At 71.5% G+C, this 11,895-nt stretch carries 9 protein-coding genes; 8 read left to right on the top strand and 1 reads right to left on the bottom strand.

The annotated features are described in order from the left end of the window. The first annotated feature begins 1 nt into the window (after nt 1). The 8 genes from QN152_02765 to QN152_02730 all read left to right on the top strand — a co-directional run bounded on the left by QN152_02765 (nt 2) and on the right by QN152_02730 (nt 11,635). Entirely contained in the window at nt 2-970 is a 969-nt protein-coding gene (locus tag QN152_02765) for a ribose-phosphate pyrophosphokinase (protein ID MDR7538438.1), read from the top strand. A 32-nt stretch (nt 971-1,002) separates the two neighbouring features. Further along, nucleotides 1,003-2,133, top strand: coding sequence for an MraY family glycosyltransferase (locus QN152_02760; GenBank protein ID MDR7538437.1), 1,131 nt, complete (start codon nt 1,003-1,005; stop codon nt 2,131-2,133). Between the two features lie 3 nt (nt 2,134-2,136). Continuing rightward, on the top strand, nt 2,137-3,333 hold the full coding sequence (wecB, locus tag QN152_02755; protein MDR7538436.1) for a UDP-N-acetylglucosamine 2-epimerase (non-hydrolyzing): 1,197 nt from the start codon (nt 2,137-2,139) through the stop codon (nt 3,331-3,333). Nucleotides 3,334-3,351: 18 nt separating this feature from the next. After that, nucleotides 3,352-3,648 (top strand): hypothetical protein, encoded by a 297-nt coding sequence (locus tag QN152_02750; GenBank protein ID MDR7538435.1) that lies wholly within the window; start codon nt 3,352-3,354, stop codon nt 3,646-3,648. A gap of 135 nt (nt 3,649-3,783) precedes the next feature. Next, nucleotides 3,784-5,589: a SpoIVB peptidase S55 domain-containing protein gene (locus tag QN152_02745; GenBank protein ID MDR7538434.1), complete on the top strand. Its 1,806-nt coding sequence runs from the start codon at nt 3,784-3,786 to the stop codon at nt 5,587-5,589. Between the two features lie 210 nt (nt 5,590-5,799). Then, the gene (locus QN152_02740) at nt 5,800-10,182 is read left to right on the top strand and encodes a translocation/assembly module TamB domain-containing protein (GenBank protein MDR7538433.1); all 4,383 of its coding nucleotides are present in this window, start codon (nt 5,800-5,802) and stop codon (nt 10,180-10,182) included. A gap of 84 nt (nt 10,183-10,266) precedes the next feature. Continuing rightward, nucleotides 10,267-10,896 (top strand): sigma-70 family RNA polymerase sigma factor, encoded by a 630-nt coding sequence (locus tag QN152_02735; GenBank protein ID MDR7538432.1) that lies wholly within the window; start codon nt 10,267-10,269, stop codon nt 10,894-10,896. Nucleotides 10,897-10,999: 103 nt separating this feature from the next. Next, nucleotides 11,000-11,635 (top strand): hypothetical protein, encoded by a 636-nt coding sequence (locus QN152_02730; protein ID MDR7538431.1) that lies wholly within the window; start codon nt 11,000-11,002, stop codon nt 11,633-11,635. Between the two features lie 100 nt (nt 11,636-11,735). Here QN152_02730 and QN152_02725 read toward each other — a convergent pair whose 3' ends face one another. Further along, nucleotides 11,736-11,888 (bottom strand): hypothetical protein, encoded by a 153-nt coding sequence (locus tag QN152_02725; protein ID MDR7538430.1) that lies wholly within the window; start codon nt 11,886-11,888, stop codon nt 11,736-11,738. Nucleotides 11,889-11,895 lie beyond the last annotated feature (7 nt).

Genomic DNA, 11,895 nt, shown 5'->3' with positions numbered 1-11,895 from the left:
CATGGGTGGGCGCACCCTCAAGGTCTTCAGCGGATCGGCCAATCCGGCGCTGGCTCAGGAGGTGGCCGACTACCTGGACATCCCTCTGGGGGAGATCACCCTGGCCCGCTTCGCCGACGGCGAGGTGCGTATCACCATCGAGGAGAGCGTGCGCGGCGAGGATGTCTTCATCATCCAGCCCACGTCGCCGCCGGTCAACGAGCACCTGATGGAGCTGCTGGTGATCATCGACGCGCTGCGCCGTGCCTCTGCGGCGCGGATCACGGCGGTGATACCCTACTTTGGCTACGCGCGGCAGGACCGCAAGATCCGGCCGCGCGAACCCATAAGCAGCAAGCTGGTGGCCAACCTGCTTGTCGCCGCCGGGGCGCACCGCATCCTGGCCGTGGACCTGCACGCCGGCCAAATCTGGGGTTTCTTCGACATCCCGCTGGACCACCTCCCCTCGCGTATGCTCCTGGCTGAAGACCTGCGGCGGCAGCGGCCGGAGAACCTGGTCATCGTCTCCCCAGACATCGGGGGGACGCAGCGGGCGCGGGAGTTCGCCGCGCTGCTGGGCGCTCCCCTGGCCATCATCGACAAGCGGCGGGACCAGCCCAACCAGGTGCGGGAGGTGGTGCACGTCATCGGCAAGGTCTACCGCCGCCGGGCTGTCATCGTGGACGACATCGCCGACACAGCGGGGACGCTGACCATGGCCGCGCAGGCCCTGCTGCGGCGTGGCGTGGAGGAGGTGGCGGCGTACGTGACCCACGCTATCCTCTCCGGGCCGGCGCTGGCGCGCATCGCCCAGAGCCCGCTGCGCGAGCTGGTGGTGACCAACACCGTGGCCCTGCCGGCGGAGAAGCGCGGCGAGAAGATCCGCGTCATCTCCGTGGCTCCGCTGCTGGGGGAGGCCATCCGTCGCATCCACGAGGACCGCTCGGTGAGCGACCTCTTCGAGGCCCGGCCGCAGCCCCAGCCGGTCTAGGGCCACCCCAGAAACGGTACAATGGTCTGGCCATGATCCTCCCCTCCTGGATTGCCGCCGCCCTGGTCGCCCTGGTGGTGACCAACGCCCTGACTCCGGGGCTGCGGCGCTTTGCCCGGCGCATCGGTGCCATAGACTACCCCGGCGGGCGGCGGATCAACGTGCGCCCCATGCCGCGGCTGGGCGGGGTGGCCATCTACGTCGGCTTCCTCGCCGCCCTCCTGGTGGCTACGGTCATCACGCGGGACATCGTCTTCACCCACCGCGGCGACGTCCTCACCATCCGCATCCCCCTCAGCCCGCGCGCCGACCAGGCGGTCTTGGGGATCCTCCTGGGATCGACCTTCCTTTTCCTGGTGGGGATCTGGGACGACGCCAGGGGGCTGCATCCGGCTCTCAAATTCCTGCTGCAGGTGGCCGCGGGGGCCGTGCTCATCCCCTTCGGACTTAGCACGCAGTTCGTCACCCACCCCCTGACGGGGCGGACGGTGGCGGTAGGTCCGCTGGGGCCGCTGTTCACCATCGTCTGGGTGGTGGGAGTGGTCAACGCCACCAACTTCATCGACGGGGTGGACGGCCTGGCCTCGGGCATCGCCGCCATCGCCGGGACCACGCTCCTGCTCACGGCCATGGTCAAGGGGGACGCCACCTCCATGCTCCTGGCGGCGTGCCTCATCGGCAGCATGCTGGGTTTCCTGCGGCACAACTTCAACCCGGCGCGCATCATCATGGGCGACTCCGGCTCCATGTTCGTGGGCTACGTCCTGGGCGGCATCTCGGTGATGGGCCTGTACAAGTCCTACACCGCCCTCTCTCTGGCGGTCCCCCTGCTGGCGCTGGCCGTGCCCATCGTGGATACCGCCTTCGCCATCGTCCGCCGCTTCCGCAGCCGCCAGCCCATCTACCTGCCGGACCGCGGGCACCTGCACCATCGGCTGCTGGACCGGGGGCTCTCCCAGCGGCAGACGGTCCTCCTCCTCTACCTGGTCAGCGCCTTCTTCGGCGTGGGTGCGCTGGCGGTGGCCGGCGTCAACCGCACGGCCTCGGTGGTCACCCTGGCGGTGATCGCCGCCGCCCTGTACGTCGGGGCGCGGCGCATGGGGCTGCTGGAGCGGAAGGCGGCGGCGGTGCGGGACACCCGCGGCGGAGGCCGCCCGGCGTAGCGCGTGCCCGACCCCCTGCGCGTCGTCACCATCTTCGGCACAAGGCCCGAAGCCGTGAAGATGGCCCCGCTGGTAGAGGCGCTGCGTCAGTGCGGCGACTTCCAGCCCCTGGTGGTGGTCACCGGGCAGCACCGGGAGATGTTGGACCAGGTGCTCTCCGTCTTCGACATCGTCCCCGACCACGACCTGGACATCATGCTCCCCGAACAGGGCCTCAGCGACATCGTCACCCGGTCGCTGCAGGGGCTGTCATCCCTGCTGGAAAGGCTGCGGCCGGCCATGGTCCTGGTGCAGGGGGACGCCCACACCTGCTTCGTGGGCGCGCTGGCCGCCTACTACCACCGCCTGCCGGTTGGGCACGTGGAGGCGGGGTTGCGCACCGCCGACAAGTACCAGCCCTTCCCCGAGGAGATGAACCGGCGGCTGGTTTCGGTGCTGGCCGACCTGCACTTTGCCCCCACCGAGCAGGCGCGGCAGAACCTGCTGCGCGAAGCGGTGGACCCCGGGCGCATCTTTGTCACCGGCAACACGGTGATCGACGCCCTGCAGGCTGTAGCCACACGTGCGACCGGGGCGCTGCCCCCGCAGATCCCGCCGCTGGAGGGCCGCCGCCTCCTGCTGGTGACCACTCACCGCCGGGAGAACTGGGGAGAGCCGCTGCGTCAGATCTACCTGGCCCTGCTGGACCTGCTGGAGCGATATCCCGACGTGGAGCTGGTCTTCTCCGTGCACCCCAACCCGGCGGTGCGCCGCGTGGTGCACCAGGTCCTGCGCGGCCACCCCCGGGCGCACCTGCTGGAGCCGCCGGAGTACGTCCCCTGGGTAGCCTTGATGCGCCGCGCCCACCTCATCCTCACCGACTCCGGAGGCATCCAGGAGGAGGCGCCCGCGCTGGGCAAGCCCGTCCTCGTCCTGCGACAGGTGACGGAGCGACCGGAGGGAATCCAGGCGGGAACGGCCCGCCTGGTGGGAACGGACCGGGCGCGCATCGTGGCCGAGGCCGGTCGGCTGCTCTCCGACCCGGCGGCGTACGAGGCGATGGCCCGCAGGCAGAACCCCTACGGCGACGGGCGGGCTGCCGAACGGATCGTGGAGGCCCTGCGTTTCTACTTCGGCCGCCGGCCCTCCCCGCCGGAGGAGTTTGGCCAACCCGCACCCCGGCCGAGCCAGCGTAGCCGCGCCGCCCGTCGCCGGGCATAATGGAGGATGAGGAGACCGGTGCGCATCCTTGTCCTTGGCGTTTCGCTGCTCCTGCCGCTGGCCTCGGCCGCTGCGGCTGCGGCGGGTGTGCTGGAGGTGCGGGCCACCCTCACGGGCGAGGTGCTGGCGGACGGCCTGGTCCGGCCCGGACAGGAGGTGCGCGACGGCGACCCCCTGGTCTACGTCCGTGCCCTGGTGGGCAGGGCGGTTGCCGCCCGCGCGCCCGCTGACGGCACGGTGGTGGAGGTGCTGGTGCGCCCGGGGCAGCAGATCCGGGAACGGGGGATGGTGGTCGCCCACCTGCGGCCCAGGTGAGAAAGTTTCCCGCCGGGGTGACGGTGGTGTGACATCCAGGGGCACAGGTCCGCGGCGTAGGGGAGAGGTCCTCTCTTCCCGAATTTTTTTCCAACCCGGCGCGGAAGCGTGGGGAGTGAGAGAGGAGAGAGGGACGTGACACGTGTGTGGCGAGCGGTCATGGTATGCGGGTTGGCCCTGGCGGTCCTCCTGCCGCCGGCGGCGGTGGGCAGCGCCCAGGAGGGGCTGCCCCCGATCATGAAGGTGGCGGAGATCAAGCCGGGGATGCGGGGCGTGGGCCGGACCACGGTGAAGAGCCCGCAGATCGCGGAGTTCAACTTCGAGGTAATGGCGCTGCTGGCGGGAGGTGGCGGCGCCATCCCGGTGAAGCACCTGATTCTCTACCGGACCTACGGCCCCCTGATGGAGCAGACAGGCGGCACCGCTGCGGGGATGAGCGGCAGCCCCTTGTACATCAACGGGAAGCTGGTGGGCGCCCACAGCGCCAGCTATCTCTTCCAGACCAGGAAGGACCTGGGGCTGGGCACCCCCATCGAGTACATGCTGCCGCTGCTGGAGCAGCCGCAGGCTGCAGCCGCTCCCTGGCCCACCGTCTTCTCCCCCACCACCCCGCTGGTGGTGGACGGGAAGCCGGTCCACCGGGTGGTGGTGGCCCGCACTCCCGCCCAGGCCCGCCAGGCGGCGGCACTGCCCGGCACCCTGGCCTTCCTCCCGGCGCAGCCGGTGACCCTGGCCGGAGGCCTGACCCCCCGCGCCTTCACCCTCCTGCAGAAGGTGATGGGCGAGCGGCTGGCCCAGCGGCCGCTGGTGCAGTATGGCGGAGGGCAGGCCGCCGGGGAGGCGGCGCAGATCCGCGCCGGCTCGCCGGTGGGGATCCTCCAGGTGCTGGGCGACGTGGAGTTCGGCGGCATCTGCACCACGACGCTGCGGGTGGGGAGCAAGCTGCTCATCTGCGGTCACCCCTGGGAGAACCTGGGGTCGGTGGCCTACGGCCTGACCACCGCCGAGATCGTCACCGTGGTGCAGACGCTGCAGCGTCCCTTCCTGGAGGGCAACCTGGGACCGCTGGTCGGGCAGATCGACGAGGACCGCGGGCCAGGCATCCGCGGCCTGGTGGGGAAGTTCCCCCGCATGTTCACCGTCCGAGTCACCGTCAACGACGCCGACTCAGGAAAGACGGTGAGCCGGGCGGCCCAGGTGGTGCGCCGCGCCGATCTGGTGCGCCTCTTCGCGCCCCTGGTGGCCTTCGTCGCCGCAGAGCGGGGACGCGACCAGGTCCAGGGGGAGGGGTCGGCCCGGGTAAAGATGGCGGTGCGCGCCAGGCGGCTGCCCGGAGTCATCTCCCGGGAGAATATCTTCTACAGCCAGCAGGACGTGGCCCTGGCCTCAGTACTGGACATCTCCACGGCAGTCCAGTTCCTCTTCTTCAATCCCTTCGCCGACCTGGACCCGTTTGACCTGAAGGTGGAGATGACCCTCTCCCGCAAGCGGGAGACAGCGGAGATCACCAACGTTGAGGCGGAGACACGGGAGGTCGACCCGGGAGGGACCATCCGCGTCCGGATCACCGTCCGCCCCTACCAGCAGGACCAGCAGGTCTCTCGGGTCATCGAGGTCCCTGTGCCGCGGAATTACCCGCGGGGCCCGGCGGTGCTCCTCGTCAGCTCGGCGGGGATCGACCTGACTGGAACCAGCCCGGAAGACGTGATCGTACGAGACCTGCTCACCGAGCAGCCCCCCTTCCCCGGGGACACCCTGGAGGAGGCGGTGGAGATCTTTGAGAGCCTGGGGACCAACAACCAGATCCTGATCCGCCTGGTCCCCTTCGGCCTGCCGGCGACCGGAGCGGAGTTCACTAAGTTCGACGTCTTCGCCGGCCGGTTGATCCGGACCAACTGGGTGATCCAGGGGGAGTTCCGGGTCCCCATTCATGTGCGCTGAGGCGGCGGGCCGCCCGGGCACGGCCCCGCCCGGGCGGCGAGGGCGGGAAGGTTAGCCTGCGGACACTAGGGACGGGGGCGGTCGCCTCCGTCCCTTCGTGCTGCGCCGGCCCGAACCCGGCGCCCGCGGGTGGCCGTTTTTCTGAAAGGCGGGCGCAGAGTTCCGTTTTCAGGACAGCAGGGCATAGTGTCTGGTGGAGCCAAGCCGCCCATGTTTCGTCGATCCTTCGTCCTGGCCGTTGTCCTCCTAACCGCGGGCGGAGCCGTCCTGTACGCCGTCGCGACTTCGGGGCGGCTGCACGAGCAGGCCCGCCGGGCGGTGCAGGCGGCGGCCGCGCGCCAGTTCCAGCGGCCGGTGCAGATCGGCGCCCTGCGCGGCGACCCGCTGCGAGGCGTGGTCCTTGAAGGGGTGACCGTCGGCCGCAGAGAGCCCACGGCCGAGGGTGCCATCATTACGGCCGCGCAGATCGTCGTCTCCTTCCGTCCCGCCGCCCTGCTGGGCGACCTGCTGCGCCGCCGCGGTGTCCTGCGCAGCATCACCACCATCACCCTGGTCCGTCCGGAGATCTGGCTGGAGATCTCCTCCGCCGGGCGGTGGAACGTGCTGGACCTGGTAGCCCAGCCGGGTGCCCCGGCCATGAAGGGCGCGGGCCTGGCGCCTCTGGTCGTCGTGCGGGATGGGAGGGTTACTCTCACCGACCACTCCGGGCCGCCGTATCCGTTCCGCGCGCGTTTCGTCCAGGTCAGCGGCCGGGCAGACTTCCGCCTGGCGCCGACCGTGGAGCTGGAGGCGGCTCTGGTCAGCCTGCACACGGGCAGGCGCACGCCGGTCACCTTGCAGGGGAGGTACCTCCTCGACCGCGGCGTGCTGGACGCCGACCTGCGGGCGGAGGGCGCCCCCCTGGTACAGTGGGGGCCGTACCTCGTGCGCACGCCAGCCCTGGTCTTCACCGGGGGGGCAGCGGACGCGCAACTCCACCTGCTGAGGGCGCCGTGGGGAGGGAGGCGTACTCTGGACTACCGGGGCAGCGTGCGCCTTGTGGACGGGGCGGCAACGCTGCTGCCGCAGCGGACCCGCCTGTACGGGATGTCCGGCCTGCTCCGTGTGGACAACGACCGTGTGGCTACCGACGCTCTGAGCCTTAAGGTCGATGGGTCGTGGCTACGTCTACGCGGGGAAGCGGCGTTGCGCTTCGGCCGCCGGCTGGACCTGGTGGTGACCTCGCCGCGGCTGGACCTGGCCGCGGTGCAGCGCCTCCTCTTCCCCACAGCGCGAGTCCGCCTTGAGGGCACCACGGGCGCGGACGTGCGCATCACCGGCTCCTGGTCCGCTCCGCTGATTCAGGGGACGATCATCAGGGCTCGTGGCGCGGTGAACCGACAGCCCGTGGCCGTGGAGTCGGCGGGGCTTTCCCTCCTGGGCGACCTCCTCGTCCTGCGGGACGTCACCGCGGTGGCAGGAGACGCCCGCCTGCAGGGCGAGCTGCGCCTGGCCATGGGCAGCGGCGGGACGCTGCTGGCCGCGGCGGAGGTCGAGAACCTCCCGCCGGAGCTGCTGGCCCGTGCCGGGCTGCGCCTCCCCCTGAGCGGTCGGCTGCAGGGGAGCGTCGTGCTGGGCCGCGCCCCCAAGGCACTGTTCGCGGAGGCTGCGGGGAGGATGGGCCCGGGCCAGGCCGGCGGGCTGCACGTGGACTACCTGCGCGCCGGCGGGTGGTACGCGGACGCCGAGGTCGCCTTCCCGTATCTCGTCGCCGGCCGCGGCAAGACGGTGCTGCGTGCAGCAGGCTCCGTCTCGCGCCGGGGCATACTGGATGTCGACGCCGCGGCCACCGGATTGGACCTGCGGGAGGTCGCTCGCCAGATCGGGGCGCCTCCGCGCCTGCAGGCGACGGTGGAGGCTGCCGGGAGGGTAACCGGGACGCGGTCCGAGCCAGTGTTCAACGGCACCGTCCTCTCTGGCCCCGGGACCCTGGCCTCGCTGGAGTTCGACAGCGCACAGGGGCCGCTGCGGGTGTCCCGTCACGCCCTGGCCACGCCCGGCCTGGTGCTGCGGGAGGGGAGGGGGACCTACCTGGTGTCGGGAACGGTGCGATGGAAAGACCCATCTTCCGTGGCACTCACGGTTCAGGCAGAGGGCATCCCCGCAGCCAGCCTGATCCGCTCCGCCGCCGTGCCGCTGCACCTCACCGGCCGCCTCTCCGGCCGGCTCACCGTCGGAGGAACGGTGACCCGGCCCCTGGCCAGCGGCCGGGTGACCCTGCTCGAGGGCAGCGTCCAGAGGCAGCGGGTAGACGAAGCCGCGGCCACGTTTCGCTGGCAGGGTGGAGCGCTGACCCTGGAGGCGCTACGCGCCCGCGTGGGGGACTCCGTGCTCACGGCGCGCGGCACTGTGGATCGGACGGGAGCCCTGAGCCTCAGCTTCGCCGTGCGGGACCTGGACCTGAAGCACCTGACCGCGCTGCCCGCTGAGGTGGTCCAGATGGCAGGGCACCTGGACCTGCAGGGGCGCGTCGAGGGCACCGCCGCTGATCCGGCGGTAGTGGCCGCGTTTTCGGCGCGGGACCTGGTGTTGAACCGGCAGCCGTTCGACCGCGCCGACGGCGTCGTGCGCTGGGCCTCTGGCCGGCTGGCCCTCGAGCCCGTCACGCTCTCCCAGGGCGAGGGCACATACACCGTCCGCGGGATCCTGGGGTTGCGCCCCCCTGTGCTTGACCTGCACGGTGAGGTCTCCCGCGGCAGCCTGGCCACGCTGCTCTCCCTGGGGCGGCTGCGGGCGCCGGTCCCGCTGGATGGGCGCCTCGACGGCATCGTCACGGTGCAGGGGACGCGGGCCCGCCCGTCGGCGGCGCTGCAGGCGCGCCTGACCCGGGGTAGGCTGGGCGACCAGCCCATCGATGAAGTGGACGTCGGGCTCAGCTTCCGCAACGACGTGGTCAGGGTGGACAGGCTGCGCGGGCGCTCCGGAGAGGGGATCTTCGCTGCGCGGGGGCAGGTGGTACTGCACGGGGATAGCCAGCTGGAGGTCGGGGGCACCGACCTGAACCTGGCGCTGCTCCGGCCGCTGCTGCGCCCGGAGCGGCCGCTGGCCGGCACGCTCACCTTCACCACGCAGATCAACGGCCGCTGGCAGGACCCGGAGGTCGGGCTGTCCCTGGACGTGCGCCGCGGCAGCGTCAACGGCCTGCGGTTCGACTCGCTGGTGGCGAACGCCTTCTACCGGGACGGGCAGCTCCACGTGGAGCAGGCGCTGCTCAGCCAGGACGGGCACCGGGTCAAGGGGGTGGGGGTCATCCCTCTTGGCCCGGGGCGCGGGGTCCTGGCCGAACGGCCCATGCGCTTTGAAGTCTCCCTGGTGCAGGCCGACCTCAGCATCTTGGCGCTGCTCCTCCCCCCGGTGCAGGAGTCCACCGGCAGGCTGGAGGGGCAGGTGCTCCTCTCAGGGACCCCCGGCCGCCCGGTAATGAGCGGCGGGATGACCGTGCGTGACGGGCACATCCGCCTGCGCGGCCTGAACCCCCCGCTGGAGGCGGTGCAGGCCGGGATCAGCTTCAGCCAGGATCGCCTCTCGCTCTCATCCTTCACTGCCCGCCTGGGCGAGGGGAGGCTGGAGGCCACGGGGTCTGTGGCCATCGCCCACTTCCGACCGGACCGGGTGGAGCGGCTGGCGGTGCGGGCGCGCGACGCCCGGATCGAGGCGCCGCCGTTCTTCACCGGGGCGGTGGATGCCGACCTCGTCCTCACCGGATCCCTCACCGGTGCGCAGGCCCCGCCCGAGCTGACCGGGGAGGTGACGGTGAAGCGGGGCGACCTGGACGCCCTGGGGCTGCTGCCCGCGCCAGGGCGGCAGGCCGCCTCCCGGGGCCCGGACCTGCGCCTGCGCGACCTGCGCCTGACCAGCGGGGAGGACCTGACCGTGCACCTGGGGCGGATGCGCGTGGAGCTTGCCCCGGGAGATACGCTCTCCGTGGGCGGGACCCTACGCCAGCCCAGCGTCACCGGACGGTTGACGGCGCAACGGGGAGCGGTGACCGTGTTCGGTCGCACCTTCACCCTGCGCGAAGGGGAAGCTCGTTTCCTCCCGCAGCTGGGGATGCGCCCCCTGATCTCGCTGGATGCCGAGACGGACCTCCTGCTGGCGGACGGCAGCACCACCAAGGTCTTCCTGGAAGCGCGGCAGGTCTTCCCCGAAGAGATCGTCGACCGGGTGGTCCTGCGGTCGGATCCCCCACACAGTCGGGAGCAGATCGTCGGGCTACTGGCCGGTGGCGCGGTGGCAGAGCCAGGTGCCGACGTGCAGGCGCTGCTGCGGGCCGAGCTGGGGCGGGCGCTGTTCGGCGGGGTGGAGGCGGCCATCGCCCGCGCTCTGGGGCTCGGCGAGTTCACCGTGCAGTACGACTTCGCCCGGCCGCTGCAACTGCGCGTGGGCCGGCTGCTGGTGCGCGACCTCTACCTGCGGCTGACCACCATCTTCGAGCAGGAGACCCGTTTCGTCTGGTCCCTGGAGTGGCGCTTCCTGCGCAACGTGATGCTGGCGTTCTCCGTGGACAACGCCGGCCGGAGCGGCGCCCTGCTCCAGTACACCCTCCGCTTTTGATTCCGGCGGGCCCGGGCGCAGGATTTCGCCCCGGGCGGACGAATTCGCCCCAAGCGGGAGAGGACAGGCGCACAGAGGCGCGCCATGTTTGAGGAGTATCTGCGTGAGCTCCAAAAGGTCAACCTGCTCCGCCCCGATGAGGAGGCAGGGCTGTGGGCGCAGTACCGCAGCGGCGATGCGGCCAGTCGCCTCCGCCTGATCGAGGCTTACCAGCCGCTGGTTTTCAAGCTGGCCATGCAGCTGCGTCCGCCGCAGGCGCTCCTGATGGACACGATTCAGGAGGGGACAGTGGGCCTGATCGAGGCGGTGGAGCGCTTCGACCCGGGCCGCGGGGTCCGCTTCAGCACCTTCGCTGCCTACCGCATTCGCGGCCGCATGCTCAACGCCTTCGCCCGCCGCACCGGCGAGCTTTCCCTGGACCAGCTCCTGGCGGAGGAACTGGTGCCGGGGGGTGCGCTGGGCGACCTGGAGGCGGAGCTCTCCCTGCTGCGGGTGGAGGATCGGGTCCTCTACGAGCAGATCCGGGCGGTCGTGGCCGACCTCCCGGGGCGGGAGCGGGCCATCCTGCGGGCGTTCCTCACCCGCCAGGACCCACGACAGGTGGCCGGTGCGCTGCGTATCAGCCTCTCCCACTTCTACCGGCTGCAGAAGCAGGCTATCGCCCGGGTCAGGGCTGCGCTGAACCCCTCGGCGCCGCGGCCGGAGACCTCCTGACCGCGCGGGAGTGCTGCAGCCGATATGCGATTGAGTGGCGCCGCCTGCGGATAGTAACTATCGGAAGGTTCGCCTGCCTGCTACCGTTGAGGAGGGAGGCGCTGTGCAATCACAGGCCAGTGAGCGAGACGCTGCGCAGGAGCACCTGGTGCGCCACATCGGCTTCGCCGAACGGTGGCTGGCCCGGGCCAGGCAGGAGGTGACGGACGGGCGGCTCGCCCGCGGCATCCTCACCTTGCTGCTGGCCGAAGCGGAGGTGCACCACGCCCGCGAGCGCACCTTCCCTGCACGGGAGGAGGTGCTTCCTCGCTCCCCGGCGGTGATGACGGTGCTGGGCGCCGCTGCCCTGCTGGCCCTGCTCCTGGGCGGCCGGTCGCTGCTGGCTACCCGGGTAGAGGTGGCTCCCGGGCTGGCTCCCCCGCCCGCTGTGGTCAGGTTCAGGCAGCCGGGCATCATGCTGGCGCTGGTGCCGGCGGTGCTTACCCCGGAGGAGACGGCTGCCCCGCCGGCCGTCGCGGCCCCTATTCCGCGCGTGGTGCCGCAGGCGCGGGTCGCGTCGCCCCTGCAGGTGAAGCGGGTTGGGCGTCCCTCCATGCGGCCTGCTGCCAGGCCGGCGCCGACACCCCGGACCGCCGCTGCGGCCACCCTGACCTCGGCGCCTCCCACCCTGGTCTCCGATGCCGAGCTCATCGATCTGGTCATTGCAGCGGAGCGGTCGCTTCGCGGGGAGCGCCGGTAGGCAGTATCCAGCGAGATGCCTGTCCTCCTCTGCCGGCGCTGCGCGCTTCATGTGTCCTGTGCCCTGATCGCCCTGCTGTTCCTACTGGCGGCGCCGGGGATCATTTCCACCTCCCACGCGCAGGCGCCATCGCCCGCGCCGTCACCGTCGCCCGTACCCTCACCGTCGCCCGTGCCCCCACCTTCGCCCGCGCCGGAGTCTGCACCGGCTCCCGTCCCTGCACCCACACCGGCGCCGACGCAATCGCCCACACCGGCCCC

Source organism: Armatimonadota bacterium, from assembly GCA_031459715.1.
In the GTDB taxonomy this organism is placed as follows: Bacteria; Sysuimicrobiota; Sysuimicrobiia; order Sysuimicrobiales; family Humicultoraceae; genus Humicultor; species Humicultor tengchongensis.
Note: the sequence above shows the minus strand (reverse complement) of the source record. Positions and strands in the feature narration are given on the sequence as shown.